This is a genomic window from Paenibacillus auburnensis (assembly GCF_927798115.1).
GTDB classification, from domain to species: domain Bacteria; phylum Bacillota; class Bacilli; order Paenibacillales; family Paenibacillaceae; genus Paenibacillus_AQ; species Paenibacillus_AQ auburnensis.
In genome coordinates this window covers 1,525,892-1,541,161 of the sequence record NZ_CAKMMG010000001.1, presented here as the reverse complement: position 1 = coordinate 1,541,161, position 15,270 = coordinate 1,525,892, and the positions used below count along the sequence as shown (strand labels likewise).

General features: G+C 49.4%; 15 protein-coding genes. 13 read left to right on the top strand and 2 right to left on the bottom strand.

Translation table 11 applies throughout. The features are described 5' to 3' along the window. The first annotated feature begins 138 nt into the window (after window positions 1-138). The 6 genes from L6H70_RS07165 (at window position 139) to L6H70_RS07140 (ending at window position 8,254) form a co-directional block, all read left to right on the top strand. Window positions 139-1,569 (top strand): amino acid permease, encoded by a 1,431-nt coding sequence (locus L6H70_RS07165; RefSeq protein WP_236331375.1) that lies wholly within the window; start codon window positions 139-141, stop codon window positions 1,567-1,569. A gap of 160 nt (window positions 1,570-1,729) precedes the next feature. Next, window positions 1,730-2,389, top strand: coding sequence for a hypothetical protein (locus L6H70_RS07160; protein ID WP_236331374.1), 660 nt, complete (start codon window positions 1,730-1,732; stop codon window positions 2,387-2,389). A 10-nt stretch (window positions 2,390-2,399) separates the two neighbouring features. After that, window positions 2,400-4,106, top strand: coding sequence for a GMC family oxidoreductase N-terminal domain-containing protein (locus L6H70_RS07155; protein ID WP_236333184.1), 1,707 nt, complete (start codon window positions 2,400-2,402; stop codon window positions 4,104-4,106). 305 nt (window positions 4,107-4,411) lie between these two features. Next, the gene (locus tag L6H70_RS07150) at window positions 4,412-5,929 is read left to right on the top strand and encodes a spore germination protein (RefSeq protein ID WP_236331372.1); all 1,518 of its coding nucleotides are present in this window, start codon (window positions 4,412-4,414) and stop codon (window positions 5,927-5,929) included. 9 nt (window positions 5,930-5,938) lie between these two features. After that, the gene (locus L6H70_RS07145) at window positions 5,939-7,117 is read left to right on the top strand and encodes a Ger(x)C family spore germination protein (RefSeq protein ID WP_236331370.1); all 1,179 of its coding nucleotides are present in this window, start codon (window positions 5,939-5,941) and stop codon (window positions 7,115-7,117) included. A 27-nt stretch (window positions 7,118-7,144) separates the two neighbouring features. After that, window positions 7,145-8,254: a GerAB/ArcD/ProY family transporter gene (locus L6H70_RS07140; RefSeq protein ID WP_236331368.1), complete on the top strand. Its 1,110-nt coding sequence runs from the start codon at window positions 7,145-7,147 to the stop codon at window positions 8,252-8,254. Window positions 8,255-8,368: 114 nt separating this feature from the next. On the opposite strand, the gene L6H70_RS07135 is transcribed toward L6H70_RS07140, so the two are convergent. Further along, window positions 8,369-9,406, bottom strand: a complete 1,038-nt coding sequence (locus tag L6H70_RS07135; RefSeq protein WP_236331366.1) for an asparaginase — start codon at window positions 9,404-9,406, stop codon at window positions 8,369-8,371. Between the two features lie 249 nt (window positions 9,407-9,655). Here L6H70_RS07135 and L6H70_RS07130 point away from each other — a divergent pair, with 249 nt between their 5' ends. The 6 genes from L6H70_RS07130 (at window position 9,656) to L6H70_RS07105 (ending at window position 13,453) form a co-directional block, all read left to right on the top strand. After that, on the top strand, window positions 9,656-10,609 hold the full coding sequence (locus L6H70_RS07130) for an MBL fold metallo-hydrolase (protein ID WP_236331364.1): 954 nt from the start codon (window positions 9,656-9,658) through the stop codon (window positions 10,607-10,609). Further along, window positions 10,575-11,444, top strand: coding sequence for a GNAT family N-acetyltransferase (locus tag L6H70_RS07125; RefSeq protein WP_236331362.1), 870 nt, complete (start codon window positions 10,575-10,577; stop codon window positions 11,442-11,444). The genes L6H70_RS07130 and L6H70_RS07125 overlap by 35 nt, the downstream gene beginning before the upstream one ends. Window positions 11,445-11,468: 24 nt before the next feature. Next, entirely contained in the window at window positions 11,469-12,029 is a 561-nt protein-coding gene (locus L6H70_RS07120; RefSeq protein ID WP_236331361.1) for a hypothetical protein, read from the top strand. Window positions 12,030-12,172: 143 nt separating this feature from the next. Then, window positions 12,173-12,415: an ABC transporter substrate-binding protein gene (locus L6H70_RS07115; RefSeq protein ID WP_236331359.1), complete on the top strand. Its 243-nt coding sequence runs from the start codon at window positions 12,173-12,175 to the stop codon at window positions 12,413-12,415. Then, window positions 12,412-13,218: an alpha/beta hydrolase gene (locus L6H70_RS07110; RefSeq protein ID WP_236331357.1), complete on the top strand. Its 807-nt coding sequence runs from the start codon at window positions 12,412-12,414 to the stop codon at window positions 13,216-13,218. The genes L6H70_RS07115 and L6H70_RS07110 overlap by 4 nt, the downstream gene beginning before the upstream one ends. 52 nt (window positions 13,219-13,270) lie before the next feature. Continuing rightward, window positions 13,271-13,453 carry a hypothetical protein gene (locus L6H70_RS07105; protein ID WP_236333272.1) on the top strand — a complete coding sequence of 61 codons (183 nt, stop codon included), beginning with the start codon at window positions 13,271-13,273 and terminating at the stop codon, window positions 13,451-13,453. Between the two features lie 98 nt (window positions 13,454-13,551). Here L6H70_RS07105 and L6H70_RS07100 read toward each other — a convergent pair whose 3' ends face one another. After that, entirely contained in the window at window positions 13,552-13,884 is a 333-nt protein-coding gene (locus L6H70_RS07100) for a hypothetical protein (protein ID WP_236331354.1), read from the bottom strand. A gap of 254 nt (window positions 13,885-14,138) precedes the next feature. On the opposite strand from L6H70_RS07100, the gene L6H70_RS07095 reads away from it, so the two are divergent. Beyond that, window positions 14,139-15,263: a copper amine oxidase N-terminal domain-containing protein gene (locus tag L6H70_RS07095; protein ID WP_236331352.1), complete on the top strand. Its 1,125-nt coding sequence runs from the start codon at window positions 14,139-14,141 to the stop codon at window positions 15,261-15,263. The last annotated feature ends 7 nt before the right edge of the window (window positions 15,264-15,270 follow it).

The following is a 15,270-nucleotide window of genomic DNA, read 5'->3' as shown; positions in this document are numbered from 1 at the left end:
GTATTGAGACACAACCATAGAACTTTAGCGGGATAAACCATGCTGGCCCCAATACTGCAAGCTCCGGATGGATCTCTTCATGGGTAAAATCCCCCGGTTTTGCAGATACTTTGCTAAAAAGACCGGGAGGCTGTGTTAATGAAGCAGGGGGAAAAGGGTTTATCGGTATGGCAGCTTACAATGCTGGCGCTTGGAACGGTAGTGGGCGGCTCATTTTTTCTCGGGTCCTCGGTAGCCATTCGTGCAGCCGGACCTTCTGTCCTGCTGTCTTATGTGATCGGAGGCATTCTGGTCTATTTTATTCTGTCGGCATTATCGGAGATGACGGTTGCCAATCCGGTTGCCGGATCATTCCGCACCTACACTGAGCAAGCTTTTGGTAAGGGAGCGGGCTTCACCGTAGGCTGGGTATACTGGACAGGACTTGTGCTGGCAATGTCCAGTGAAGCTACAGCGGTGTCTATTCTGCTGCGCAGCTGGTTCCCGCTTCTGCCTTTGGGGCTGTTAGGATCGGGAATCATTATCGGCGTAACTTTACTGAATCTATTGGGGGCAGAGCGGCTCAGCAAGCTGGAGAGCGGTCTGGCTGCCTTTAAGCTGCTGGCCATCGCCGCCTTTATCCTCATTGCAGTCTGTATCGCAATCGGGATAGGGGCAAGGGGAGCGGGGGCAGTCGGCACACAGGTTCTGCGCAGCCAAAGCTGGATGCCGGGAGGGATGGCCGGTATTGCCGGAAGCATGCTGATGGTCATGTTCACCTATGCCGGCTTCGAAGTGCTCGGACTCGCTGCTTCAGAAGCAGGTAACCCGGATGTGACCATCCCCAAAGCGATCCGTTATACCCTCTTGCTACTGGTAGGGCTATATATCGCGGCCATGACGGCTTTGTTCCTCTTGCTGCCTACTGCAGCCGTATCTGAACAAATCAGCCCGTTTGTGACCGCGCTGAGCCGCTACGGCCTGGGCTGGACGGGTACGGTGATGAACATTGTTCTGGTGTCGGCGATTCTTTCGACGATGCTTGCCTCCGTCTTTGGCCTCGGCCGGATGCTCCGCTCACTCGCGGAGGAAGGGCACACTCCGGCTTGGATGCGGGACCGCACCGATATCCCTTACCGGGGGATCCTCATTTCCGGCGGAGCCATGTTAGCCGGTCTTGGTCTTGGCATGCTGCTGCCGCAAGGGGTATACCTGTTTCTGGTCAGCTCCGGCGGCTTTTCGCTGCTGTTCTCCTATCTCATTATTATGGCGAGCCATTACCGGCTGCGAAAGCGGAAGGGCAGCTCGCTTACCCAGAGGCAAGGCTTACGCGGTTATCCATATACTTCATGGATTGCCATGGTCAGTCTGCTCGCTATTCTGGCAAGCATGCCGCTGATTCCTGGACAGGGCGGCGGACTGGCTGCCGGAGTAATGTTTGTTCTACTTTTTTCGGGAATATATGCCGTAGGTTCGCTGAGGAAGGCAAGGAAATCAGGAGGTCTTCGAAAGTCACCGCTACGATTGCCTGCAATGAGAGCGCAGATGGAAGCCTCGGAAGAGCTGGAAGGGAAGAAAAACCGTGAATGATAAGGGAAGAGGAATTCCTGTAAGCAGATATTTCTGCTTACAGGAATTCCTCTTTTTTTGCGTTCACTGCCTCATTAGTCTGAAAGAAATGCCTGCCGAATAGATATAGGTAATGCGTTATTCTGCAGAGTTCCAAACCAGAGTTAAAGGGGGAGCTACTATGCATCCCGCTACAATTTATTCTGCAACTGCCGATCCCCACACCTTCATGACCTTTAGGGCGCTTGTTGAAGCGATCATCCCCGGTTCACCGGTGTTTTGCGTTGGCGGGGCAGTGCAAGCGGCAGGAGCCGCTGATTTGTGTATTCATGAGTATATGATCTGGGAGCTGGACCATAGTCTGTCGCTTATGCTGGGATTTTATTTAACAAACGTACCTCTGTCCTGTTCTACCGCAAGACTGCTCGATGCCGGAGCGGTTCAGTTCGCCGCCTCGGGACAGATGAGGTATGCACCAAATCACCTGCTATGGGGAAGTAGCCCCTTCGCTTCGCTTTGTCCGGATGACCGGATTCGAGTGCTTGCGATGCTGGAACAATTGAATGTCGATCTTGGAACCTTACCGCCTCCCTACCGGGACGATGGAGGTTTTTTACGCTTTATGATTGATTTTCTCAACAGGCAAACGATGTTTGGAAATTACTCGGAATGGTCAGCCTACGGGACGACCCGGCTTCAAACACCAACTGAACGCAGGCTGGAATCTTTTCCGGTCAGCTGGAGGCAGGTAGGTTATCCAGGGGTTGTACCAGGCTATCGTGCACTCCGTGGCAATTTGTTGACCATCGTGCGTAAGGGAGGAGAATCTACTATTGTATGATACTGATGCAATGTTCGATGCCGACGTAATCGTTATCGGGTCCGGCGGCGGAGGCGCCGTTGCAGCGAAGGAGCTTGGCGAAGCAGGCCTGAAAGTACTAGTACTGGAAGCCGGCCCCTGGTACGGAAATAAACAATGGGCGAATCCGAACAACGAGCGGGGCGGAGAGTGGAGCTCCGATTATAGGGATTTGGATGTAGGGATATACAAGAAGATGTTTAATGCCTATGAAAACAATATGAACGATGTAGTATCTGGCGTATTCCGTTTTGGGCCTGCCGACCGCCGCCGTACGCCCTGGCACCGGGTCATGCGCCAAAAAGGGGATATCTGGCAGCTGTCCGGTGTAGGGGGGACGACCCAACATTATTGGAGTCAGTCGCCTCGCGCTTTTCCAGCTGCAGTGGATAATATTTGGCCGATTAGCTACCGGGAGCTGATGCCCTATTATGAGAAAGCGGAAGCCACACTTCCCGTCCAGTTTGCGCCTACCACGCCGAAAGAAGAGCTTTTTTACTATGGTGCCAAAAAAGCAGGCTGGTCGCTAAATCCGACACTGAATGTTACGACTCCGGGATATCGCCCGAATCCGAACGCCATTCTGCCGACCAACGAACATCTGATGGATCCCAATTACCGGCTCGAGCAATTATCCGACATGGAAGGCTGCACTCTGAAGGGAAACTGTGTCAACGGATGTACGGCCGGTCCCTCGGTAGACAAAATCGCCAAACGAAGTACCCTAGTGAGCTACATCCCACTCGCCCTAAAAACCGGAAATGTCGCGGTCCGGCCTAACTCCTTCGTGACAAAAATCTTAACGGCTCATGACCCTAAAGAGGGACTGCGGGCGGTCGGCGTTCAGTTTCGGGATACGTGGACGGGAGAAACCGGTGAGTTAACGGCCAGAACGGTGATCATGGCTGCCGGCTGCATCGAATCACCGCGTCTCTGGCTGAATTCAGGGCTGCCCTATAACGAATGGGTGGGTAGAGGACTAACCAATCACTGCTTTGACTGGGTTGCAGGTGTTTTTGATGAAAAGGATCTAATGAGCATTATGGGCCTGCCGGCTGTCTATCCGTACGTCGGTCATACTTCAGGAGCCCGGGTCGATATTCCGGGAACCGGAATATTTCAAGTCTCTTGTCTAAGCCCAGGTCTAATGTCCTTCTTGACCTATGGGTTCAGTGAAGCGGGATATGACGCTCTGAATCCGCCGGAGCCGGGAGCACCATGGGATATTCATGGCCGTGTCGTCGGTCCTCAGCTCAAAGAACTGATGATGAACTATAGCCGGACTATGAGCATGCTGCTCCTAACGGATGATGAAACGCTCTACCGCAACAGAGTTGAAGTCGACCCGCTGCTCAAAGACGAGAACGGACCCATACCGGTCATTCATTATACACCTAGTGCAAAGACGCTCAAAAAGCGTGATCAACTGGCGAGATACGCTTCAGAAACGCTGAAGCAGGCCGGTGCCAGAAAGATTATCCGTTCAGATACACCTTTTGGCTTCATGCTCCATCTCGAAAGCACGATGCGGATGGGATATGTCACCGATACGAACTGTGAAGCTTATCAGGTGGGGCGATTATTCATTGCCGACAACAGTGTGCACTTTAACGGAATTGGTGGTCCGAATCCGACACTCACGACACAGGCGCTTGCTACCCGGACAGCAGAGAAGATCGTCACTAAGTATTTCAGCTAACCACCCATGGCGGTGGCATAATACAGGACAACTCCTGATAAAGCGATAATCAGCAAAAAGGCGGCTGCTTTTCCGAGGATTTTCACTCTTTTTCATCTCCCCTCCGTATGAATTTTTTTATGCATTGTAATATGCACAGCTACAGGCAAAATATACCTTAATGGAGCTCCCGGCAAGGGACTATTTCTGAAAGCTTTGGAAAAAGCTTAAGGGAATAGCCCTTTTTTTCGCCGCTTACTCATGGTATATCATTCCGAATAATCCAATTATGGATGGGGAAGGTTAAGTTTTGATAGGAGGGGCATATGAGAACGAAAAAAAGAGTAGCTGATCCTTTCGGAAACAAACTGAAAGAATTAGATAAAACAATTGATATGAAGATTTCCAGTGAGCTGGATGACAATGAAACAGCCCTCACTCAATTGTTTGCCAATTGCTCCGATCTGGTCGTGCGCAAACTTCATATGCTAGGCTCCATTCCGGGTATGGTGGTTTATCTGAATGTCTTAGTTGACGCTCAACTTTGGGATGACGGTTTCTTGGGGCCTTTGATGCAGCCGGAGGCCGTATCAATTGACAACCCCCGTCAGCTCTATGAAATACTGAATTTCAAATTGGCTTCCATCGTACAACCCCGTATCGCCACGAATATGAATGAAATCGTTCAAAGCATCGTTAGGGGAGAAGTCGTTTTATTCGCCCAATCCTCCTCAGAGGCATTCACCTTTGGGCTCAAAGACAAGCTGCATCGCCAGTTGGAGGAGCCGGCAACGGAGGCAGTCATTCGCGGTCCGCGGTACGGTTTTATCGAGAAGGTTGATATCAACCTGGCTCTCATTCGTCATCGGCTCCGCACGCCCCGGCTAAAGACGGAGAGGCTCTGTGTAGGAAGGCTTTCTCAAACTGACGTGATGATTGTATATATTGAAAATCTAGCAGAACAAAGTGTAGTTGAAGAAGTGAAAAAACGGATATCCGGCATCGATATGGACAGTGTGCTGGAATCCGGTTATATCGAGGAATTGATTAACGACCATCCCTATTCACCCTTTCCCCTGATGCAGGCGACGCAGCGGCCCGATTTGGTTTCAGGTTCCCTGATCGAGGGTAAAATTGCGGTCCTGATTAACGGTTCACCGATGGTGCTCGTTCTCCCGATCACATTCTGGTTTGGGTTTCAGACTGCCGAAGACTATTATACCAATTTCATATACGTTACGATGCTGCGCTGGCTCAGGTATCTATTCGCTTTTTTAGCGATGTCGCTCCCTGCCCTATTTATTGCGGTTACGACCTTTCACCAGGAAATGATCCCTACCAGCTTGGCCCTTAGTCTTGCAGCGGCCCGGGAGGTTGTCCCATTTCCGGCAATAGTGGAAGGATTGATCATGGAAATTACCTTTGAAGCGCTGCGCGAAGCAGGAATCCGCCTTCCACGTCCAGTAGGCCAGACGATCAGCATTGTGGGCGCACTTGTCATTGGACAGGCTGCTGTTCAGGCAGGTATTATTTCTGCTCCCCAGATTATCGTCGTATCCGTTACAGGTATTGCTTCCTTTCTCATCCCGAACCCGGGCATGAGCCAGGCAATCAGTATTATACGGTTTCCGCTTATGCTTCTCGCTGCAAGCTTCGGCCTGTATGGAGTTGGGATTGGCTTAATTTGTGTCTTGATCCATCTGGTAACCCTGAAATCCTTCGGTGTTCCCTATATGACACCCATTGCACCGTTTAACCCTACAGGACTATCGGATACTTTGATCCGTGCCCCATGGCGAGTAATGCGGAGGCGTAAACAGCAAACACAGCGAAGAATGGAGTGAAAGGAGCAAATGACCAGAATACTTCGGACATTCAGGTTCCTGGTTATTTTCGTTATTCTCGGATTAACAACGGGCTGCTGGGACCGCAATGAAATGGACGATCTCGCTTTGGTCATGGCAAGCGGAATTGATCTTACGGATGACGGACAGCTCGAAATAACCCTGCAGATCGCCCTTCCCACGGGAATACCCAGTGCGGTACAATCCGGGGGGAAAGGCAAGAAATCAGTCATTGTAATCTCGGCCAGCGGGAAGAACTCATCGGAAGTGACGGGGAAACTGCAGCAGCAATTATCTCGTGCCATTTATTTTGGACATAGAGGCGTCATCATTTTCGGAGAACAATTCGCCAGGCATGGTATCAATCGGGTGGTGGATACATTCACCAGGTTCCCAGAGACCCGCGCTAATAGCTATGTGCTAACAACTTACGGAGGGACAGCCAAAGAAATTTTGAACACTTCTTATCAGCTTGAGCTCATTCCAAGTATCGGCATCAACAAAATTCAATCCAGCAAATTAAGCTTTCCAGTCAAAATCGACGAATTCTTAAATGCCCTGTCCTCAGAGGACAGATCACCGGTTACCGCTGCCATAAGGGTCATTCATAAAGGCACTGATAAGGAAACATTCACAATTGACCGGGCTGCGGTTTATCATAAGAATCAATTATCCGGATACCTGTCATCCAATGAATTAAAACTATTACGCTGGTGGACAGGGGAGACACATCATTTGAGATTTACTGTACAAGTGGAACCGGAGAATGAACAATACGGAGGGATAGTAGGCGTCGAACTGTTAAATAGCAGTATGAAAATGCACACCGTGATTAAGAATGAGCTTCCTGAAGTTCGGGTCTCGCTACATGCCTCCGTCCGGGCAATCGATAATGATTCGAAGCTGGACCTGAGCAAAGTGGATGATATGAAACGTGTCGAAAGCTTGTTGTCGACGCAAATTCAAAGCGAGGCCGAGAGCATGTTAACGCATGTGCAAAAAGAGCTCCAGTCGGATATCCTCGGCATCGGAGAGGAAGTCCACATCGAGCATCCGTATGCCTGGAAAAAAATGAAAGGAAAATGGCTTGATATTTTTCCTGAGGTTCCCGTGACTGTCGATGCCCGCATCAAGATCGAACGAACAGGCAAAACGCACTCCCCCGCACATAAAGAAAAGACGGACTGACTATCAACCGGAAGAGGGCTCTATGCGATGAAGATGAGATTGACAGGTATACAGGTTTTCTGGATCATCCTTATCATGGATCTCGGGATGACATTGGTCATGACGGTCACCCCAAGCTTGCTGGCAAAACAGGATGCCTGGATTTCCGTTGTCGTTGCCGGAGGCATCGCATTGCTGATCGCACTCTTGGCGACGCAAGCCGCGAAGCTATACCCTGGACAGACTTTTTTCGAATACAGTCATTCGATTCTTGGAAAATGGATAGGTAAAGGTGTAATCGTAATTTATTTGGTTCAATGGTATACGATCACTCCGATTATTCTCCGTCAATTCTCTGATTTGGTTCAAGTCATGCTGCTTCACGGGACACCGAAAGAAGCGGTCATGCTCCTGATGATTTTCGTCATAGTCTATGCAACCTATGCAGGCGGAATCGAAGGCATTGCCCGCTGCGGCGAGGTTCTGGGGCCGATCATCCTGCTTATGATCAGCCTTGTCCTAATTGCTAGCACTAACAATATCCACTGGAAGAACGTCCTTCCAGTCTATGCGGATAGCGGAATGACGGGAATACTGGGTGGTGCGCTAGCGCCAGCCTCCTATCTCGGTCATTCTGTTGAATACCTTATGTTTGCCGCATTTTTGACCCAGCCGCGTAAGGGGGCGATTTACGCGTTCGGGGCGGTCCTGACCTCTGTGTTCTTTGTACTGATAACAACGCTGATGGTGATCCTCACTTTAGGGGTTAATCTTTCCTCTAACACGTGGTATCCTTTTTTCGAAATGACCAAAAAAATATCACTATTCGGTTTTATCGATAACTTCGATGCGATTCCGGTAGTGATATGGCTCGCCAGTGTATTCGTCAAATTTGCTGTAATGCTCTTCTTGATGAGCTATGGTACCGCCCAATTTTTGCAGGTCCGCAACTGGAGAAACCTGATTTGGTTCATAGCCCCAGTGATCTTTATATTTGCGTTAGTTCCCCAAGATGTAACGGAGGCGTCAACCAATTATTTGCAGCGTTACTGGGTGCCATTCGCGATGCCTGTGAATATGCTCGGCCTGCCCTTGCTCCTGCTTGTTGTAGGTAAATGGAGACAAAGGAAACGGCCGGCTGCTGCAAATCAGACTTAAGAAGCAGCAATACTAACAGTGTGATAAGGATGTCGGTGCGAATGCTATAGATAAGAAACAGCCCCGTGAGCAGAGCATTCACGGGGCTGTTAGCTGATTGCATAGCGTTATAAATTAGTACACATTAAACATTGCAGCAATTTCATCGTAATGTGTCGTTTGCGTGAGCGCCAGCGAGAGCAGAATCCGCGCTTTTTGCGGCACCAGACTGTTGCAGGGAATGGAATTGGCAGAAAGGTCAATGTAAGAATCTTTAAGCGTTATCCCGCTGGAAATCCGCGAGCAGCGGACCACCGGGATATTGTTGTTTTTGAGCTCGCCGACCTTATCTATCCACGGTTTGCTGTATATCCCTCCGCCAGCTCCGGCGATAACAATTCCTTTGGAAACTGTGGACAAGTAATCCAGAATACCAGGGTTGGCGTCTACATGGAAATAGGCGACGGATACCTCAGGCAGCCCGGTCAGGGACGAGACGTCAAACTGGGCATCTATGGTGTGCTTTTTCAAAGAACGGGTGTAAAAGAAGGCTTGGGCATCCCGCATATATCCGAGACAGCCGAAATCCCGTTCATCAAAAGCATTCGCCTTAAACGTGTTAACCTTCTGAACATCCCTGCCGCTGTAGATCCCCTCTGCAAACACGACCATTACGCCCTGTCCGGATGCGTCCGGATTGGCAGCGAGCGCAACGGACTGGAAGAGGTTCAGCGGTCCGTCTGCGCTTATTGCCGTGGCCGGGCGCATGGAGCCTGTGATAATAACCGGCTTGTCGGTCTTGATGACCAGGTTTAGAAAATAAGAGGTCTCGTCCAGCGTATCTGTTCCGTGCGTAATCACAAACCCGTGGATATCCTCCCGTAGGGCCAAGGTATTAATGATTGAAGCAAGTGTCAGCCAGTGCTCACTGGTAATGTCAGCACTGCACAGATTGCTCACCTGTATTCCTGCACAATTAGCTAACCGCTCCAGGTGGGGGACACTGTCCAGCAGATCTTGTATCGGCAGAGCGCCGGGTTCGTAATTTAAGGTTTTATGTGCTTCTCCGCTGCCGGCAATCGTTCCGCCGGTGGCGAGAATGACCACATTTTTCAGGCTGGGATTATAAAAGGGAGAAGCTTCGAAATTCACTTCCGGTGTTGGAATAATCATCTGCAGTTTCCTTTCAATCTAAACTATATATGTGAGAAAGCTAACGTAAATCAAGTGAGAAGTCAATAGAATTCTCTAAAAGGGAAATATTACAGCGGAACCCTTGTGCATATGGCGTACTTTGGACGCCTTGATGATGCAGGTTATCCTTAACCGTTCATCGAAAAAGTGTGAAGAATTTACTGCTCAGTAGTTTCCATTTTATAGTATAATGGCAGTTAATTTTATTGTTACATAGGGGGACTGAGGTTGAACAAATTCTTCACCTTGCATTCAGTAGCTACAGGCGTGTGGGCGGCAATTGTGATTCCGGGCAGCGGGGCGTTGGGGAATGCGGCTATAGTTGATCTAGGCGATTTCACAGTTGTGGTAGATACGTTCAGTCTTCCCGAGGCGGCGCAGATATTGCGTGAAACGGCCGGGCAGCTGACCGGGAAACCGGTGAAGTACATAGTAAATACACATTTTCATGGTGATCATCATTATGGGAATCAGGTGTTTGAAGACAGTCAGATCATCACTACTGACCTTACCCGTGAGATTCTGACGAAAGAGGGCCCTCCAGAGGTGGAAGTGTGGCAGAATGGACTGCAGAAACAAATTGCGGTATTAAGCAAAGGTATGCATGCGGCGCAAGACATCCGGCTGCAAACAGCATTTGCCAATGAAATTGCGGATAAAGCAGCGCTGCTGGCGGCAGTACCCGCCATCCGTAGAAGGACAGCGGCACTAACCTTTTCAGATAAGCTGATGATTCACGGGACTGTGCGTTCGTTGACTCTCCTAACCTTTGGCGGCGGGCATACGGATAGTGATGCCTTTGTGTACATTGAAGATGCTAAGGTGCTGATCGCCGGAGATCTGGTACTAAGTAAATCCCATCCGGCTATGCTTAGCGGATTCCCGGCCGCATGGATTGAGATTCTGCAGCGGATCGGACAAGAGCTAGAATTCAGCCTGGTGATTCCCGGCCACGGGGAAGTTACAGACCGCAGCAGCATTGGCGAGATGATAAGTTATCTTACTGAAATTCAAATCTATGCAGAACAAGCCGCAGCAAGCGGAGAATCAGCTGATTCCTGGATGGCACGGGGTATACCTGTACCTTTTGCTGAGTGGCAGATGTCCCATGTCTTTGAATGGAACTTCCGTTGGCTTTTTAAACAATATGTTAACGAAAAGCGAGGAGAAAGCGATGATTGAACTGGAGAGCAAGGACTATTACCTGGCCTTAGCGGTGCTGGATCAAGTGAAAATAAACACGTTGTTCGCCAGAAGTGTCCTGGAGCAGAACATTGGTGGGAAGGTGTTTGCGGATTGTGCTGACAGTCCTCGCGCTTTTTATGTGGTTCATTCCTATGGCATGTCACTTTTATTTGGACATAGAGGCGATGAAGTCTTTGAACGCTCGCTCTTTGACTACTTGACCAATAAAGCCGAAACCAGACGGACGGCGGAGTGGCTGCAGGCGGACCCGGCAGGAGACTGGACCAGCCTAATCGATTCTATCCGGACTATGCATAATGGTATGCTTGATAACGGAGCTGAAATATCAGAGACCAATAACCCCCGGGCCATTCAGCTGAATACAAGGGTTAACTTCCGCTTCGACCGGCAGGCTTACCTTACTGCCAGGGAGCAGTATTTTAAGCAGGATGAATTGATCGTGCAGACCACCAAAGAGCAGTTTGATGCGCTGGCAGAAGGTGTGGTGCCCCGTTTTTTCTGGCGGGATGCGGCACATTTTGAATCGGAGGGGATAGGATACACTTTGCTGCGGGACGGCGAAATAGCCGCGACCGCGTTCTCAGCCTGCTGCGCACAGAATCAGCTGGAGATTGGCATTGAGACGGCGCACAAATACCGGGGAAAAGGTTACGCACTCTCAGTCAGCTCGGCCTTGATTGATTACTGCCTGGAACGCGGACTGGAACCGGTCTGGGCCTGCCGTCTGGAGAATGAAGGATCGTATAATCTCGCTCAGAAGCTGGGCTTTGTGCCGGTACTGAATCTTCCGTATTATCGGTTAGCCTACTAATAATGCAGGGAGGAGGGCTAGGGTATGCCGAGGATGCCACTGCTGCGGCTGTTGAGTGTGCTGATACTTTGTGCATTAACTGCCTGCAGCTTCCCGAACCGTAAGGATAAGCCAGATTCCTCTTCGATCACGGTAACTGCAGGCGGCAGTAATATCCCGGTATTTCTCCAAACTAAAAACGATGAGCATACCGCAAATACATCCGGAGAAGTTCCTTTCAGAGCTCTTCTTGAGGATTTAAAAGTCAGCATCCCTTATGTGAAATTAGGTGAGTCTGTTCAGATTCAGCTGGAGAAGGAGGGGCCAGCCATATATGAACTGAGAGATGTGCTGCTGAGGGAAGACGGCGGCTATAAATACAAATTGCCGGATGACAATCCGATAGTCATGGAATTTATGAGCGGATCAGGATCTTTTGTGCTTAAAGAGAATCTATCAGCTTTTCTAAGCTCAAATACCAAGGACTATGAGCCCGGTGCCATCATCCGCGGATTCAAGCTGACGGAGCAGGGTGACGACGGTGAGAAGCGGGAATATTATTTTGTGCTCAGAACGGATGCTGGGTCAGTCAGCCAGAACCTGTAGATGTAAAGTTGAAGAAGGACGAATCAGCTTATATATAAGTACAAGGACGCTGCCGGGCGTTCTTTTTTTATTGAAAAAATTAAAGACAATGATTATCATTATCAATAACTCAAGAGTAGTTTGCGGAAAGGGAGGAGACTTCAATGGAGCGGATAGAACCGCTGGATATTGGCGGGTTTGAGGCCGATTATATTTTCCTGGCGAATGACACTGCAAACAGCGGAGAGACATTCTATAAAGAGCTGACAGATAGTGCGCTCTGGAAGAGCATTCCTGCCGTGAAGGCCGGGCATGTATATAATGTGGATGACCGTTACTGGCTGGGCGGCGGTTTGGTCGCGTACAGTAATGTTATTGATGATGTCCTGGAGACTATAGTGCCATGAGCAGTATCAAGGAATTAAGCTACCCGCATCAGGGCTGTGAAGAATATGTAATAACTGCCGGTGAGCGTAAGCTGGAGTACCGGATTCTGCTCTCGCACCCTTCCGGTGAAGCCCCGCCGGAAGGGTACCCGGTTATCTATGCCCTGGATGGCAACGCCGTCTTTCATACCCTGGCAGAAGCTGCCCGGCTGCAGACTCGTAAGCCGCATGGCTTTGATCCGGTAGTCATTGTCGCCATCGGCTACCCGTCAGGTGAGGCCTTTGATATGACAAGACGCTGTTATGATTTCACTATACCTGTGCTCGAGCAGACCCTGCCGAAACGTCCGGATGGCAGTAACTGGCCTGAGCATGGCGGGGCGGACAGCTTCCTGGATGTTCTGCAGGATGAGATCATGCCGCTGATCTCAAGTCTGTTCCCGGTAGACGGCAGCCGTCAGGCCTTGTTCGGCCATTCCTTAGGAGGGCTGTTCGTTCTGCATGCGTTATTTACCAGACCTGAGCTGTTTACGCACTATGCAGCAGGCAGCCCTTCGGTCTGGTGGGGGGATTACTCCGTATTGGCTGAGCAGGAACGTTTCTCCGCAGACTACCCTCTGCGGCAACTGCAGCGGAAGCTGCTTATTACCATCGGTGCTAAAGAGCTGGATCATATGGTTGAGGATGCAGAGAAGCTGCCGTTGCTGCTGGAGCCGCTAGCGGAGTGGGGACTGCAGGTGAACCTGGCCAAGTTTGCGGAGGAAAGACATGTTAGTGTCCTGCCGGCTGCGCTCAGCCGCCTGCTGAAATTTGCACTTACCTAAGTATATAAATTGGAGGCATGGTGAAAAATATGGAAGAATTAAAAAGAAGGGAGTGGCAAAGCTGGATATTACAATGGGATCAGATGAGGTCATTAGCCGGATCAAGCAGCTCCAATCGGGTGGGGGAACGGTTAATAAGAAGCAGGTCAAGCAGCAGGATCCGGAATTAATGCGGAGCGCACTGTATTATTTTCCAAGCTGGGAACATGCTGTGAAGAACGCGGGACAGCTATAAGCAGCACACTAATACAAAGAGCCGGGAACCTGCAGAATTTCTGCAGTTCTCGGCTCTTTGTACTGTCAATCAAATTCGTGAATAGGTATTCCGGACAGTCACGATTTTTGGACTATCGTTTGGCGTTCGATCGCTTTTTGATTTAAATGAAGCTGGTTCATATAATCGTTGATTTTTAGCTGCAGCTTGTGTAGAATCTCGATCTGCATCTCATTGACCCGGTCTTCAATACAAAAGGCTGAACAGGATAGCTGACCAGCCGTATATGACTTGGATTCTTCCACAACGGTATTAAGCTTCTCTTTATAAATTCGCTTTACCGGGCCTTCCTCGCCTTTAATCTCGTAATAGCGGTTCGTCTCCAGCAGAAGTCTCCAATGACTTACCTTGATGTCAAATTCATCTCTTTCAATAGCCGCGGATACTTTCACAATTCTAATGTGACTGTCTATGGTGATAATCCTCCTACAAACCCATAATATTAATGGGTTTAATTTCGTGGTAAAGCCATTAGCGATTATATCATGCCAGTCAAGCTATTCCCACTGGAAGTTAAGGTAAAATAGTTCAATCGGACTAAGTCTTATTACCCTTAATGTAAATTAATGGGACTGCAACTTTTTTCTATTTTTTGAGTCCAATAAATGTATGGAAACAGGAAATAAGAGGAAAGGGTAGATCGTTTATGCGAAAAATATGGCTTGTTATGCCTTTGCTGGCCTTTTCACTGATTTTTTCTTCGGTCTCGTCGGCTGCTTCAAGCGCTTATTTCACCTTTATAATGGACAAGGGGGGACAAGGTACCGGACCAGCACTGCTCAAGGATGGCACTGTTTATGCCCGGGCTAATTTTTTGGAATCAGCTGGCCTGCAGGTTACCTGGAATAAGTCCCACCGCCAGGCGACGTATATCGGATGGGAGAAGTCGGTAGTGATTACAGTAGGCAGCAAGACGGGGAAGCTGGACGGGAAAACGGTATATCTGGGCGGAACACCTTTTGTATACAAGGATGAATTATATCTTCCTGCCCGGTTTATGGTCGAGGCTTTGGGAGGCGAATCGGTAAGCTGGAATGCCAAGAGTGCAGTTTATACTGCTAAAGGTATTCAGACTTTCGCCAGTACCAATGCTTCTTATGCGGGGGTGAACTATACGGTTAATAAACAAACAGGGAAGTTATACGCTTCTACTCCGGCGGGCCAGCCCCGGCTGATTGCCAATCTGGGCTCAGAGCTGTATGACATGGTTACTTTCGATTTTCAAAAGACAGCCGGAGGCTTATTATATCTGACCATATCGGATATTTACGGAGAGCCGCATATCAACAATAAATGGTATACGCTGATTATTAAAGACGGTATGGTGATCCGGCAGGCAAGCGTGGGTTACTGGATCCGGTACGGAGATAATGTGAACATGTATGGAAACAAACTTATTCTGACAGATGGCAAGACTCTGCGGGTAATCGAAGACGGGACAGGCAAAGTAGTTGAGACGATGGATTTAACCAAGCTTGGCGGTGTAGATGATAAGTATCTGATTGAAGGAATGGATGAGGACTTCCTGCTGATCCGTCCGAATCAAAAGGGCATGCTTACCCTGATCGACCGCAAGACCGGCGCCAAAACATTGTTGTACAAAGCATTACTGGATGCAGACCAGCAGCTTTACGCTGAAACAAATGATATTCCTTTCTATGGGGATCAGCTTGAATTTGTTGAACGCAAAGGGAATCTGCTGCTGTTCAAGAATCAGGCAGTCCGTGATGGCCGGATCTACGAATATGATCTTTCCAAAACTCAGCCTTAGGCTGAGT

What these genes read in the sequence shown, in the direction of transcription:
- L6H70_RS07165 (WP_236331375.1), top strand. Translation starts at nt 139, where the DNA reads ATGAAGCAGGGGGAAAAGGGTTTATCGGTATGGCAGCTTACAATGCTG.
- L6H70_RS07155 (WP_236333184.1), top strand. Translation starts at nt 2,400, where the DNA reads ATGTTCGATGCCGACGTAATCGTTATCGGGTCCGGCGGCGGAGGCGCC.
- L6H70_RS07115 (WP_236331359.1), top strand. Translation starts at nt 12,173, where the DNA reads ATGGAGCGGATAGAACCGCTGGATATTGGCGGGTTTGAGGCCGATTAT.
- L6H70_RS07150 (WP_236331372.1), top strand. Translation starts at nt 4,412, where the DNA reads ATGAGAACGAAAAAAAGAGTAGCTGATCCTTTCGGAAACAAACTGAAA.
- L6H70_RS07140 (WP_236331368.1), top strand. Translation starts at nt 7,145, where the DNA reads ATGAAGATGAGATTGACAGGTATACAGGTTTTCTGGATCATCCTTATC.
- L6H70_RS07160 (WP_236331374.1), top strand. Translation starts at nt 1,730, where the DNA reads ATGCATCCCGCTACAATTTATTCTGCAACTGCCGATCCCCACACCTTC.
- L6H70_RS07135 (WP_236331366.1), bottom strand. Translation starts at nt 9,406, where the DNA reads ATGATTATTCCAACACCGGAAGTGAATTTCGAAGCTTCTCCCTTTTAT.
- L6H70_RS07095 (WP_236331352.1), top strand. Translation starts at nt 14,139, where the DNA reads ATGCGAAAAATATGGCTTGTTATGCCTTTGCTGGCCTTTTCACTGATT.
- L6H70_RS07110 (WP_236331357.1), top strand. Translation starts at nt 12,412, where the DNA reads ATGAGCAGTATCAAGGAATTAAGCTACCCGCATCAGGGCTGTGAAGAA.
- L6H70_RS07125 (WP_236331362.1), top strand. Translation starts at nt 10,575, where the DNA reads ATGTTAACGAAAAGCGAGGAGAAAGCGATGATTGAACTGGAGAGCAAG.
- L6H70_RS07120 (WP_236331361.1), top strand. Translation starts at nt 11,469, where the DNA reads ATGCCGAGGATGCCACTGCTGCGGCTGTTGAGTGTGCTGATACTTTGT.
- L6H70_RS07145 (WP_236331370.1), top strand. Translation starts at nt 5,939, where the DNA reads ATGACCAGAATACTTCGGACATTCAGGTTCCTGGTTATTTTCGTTATT.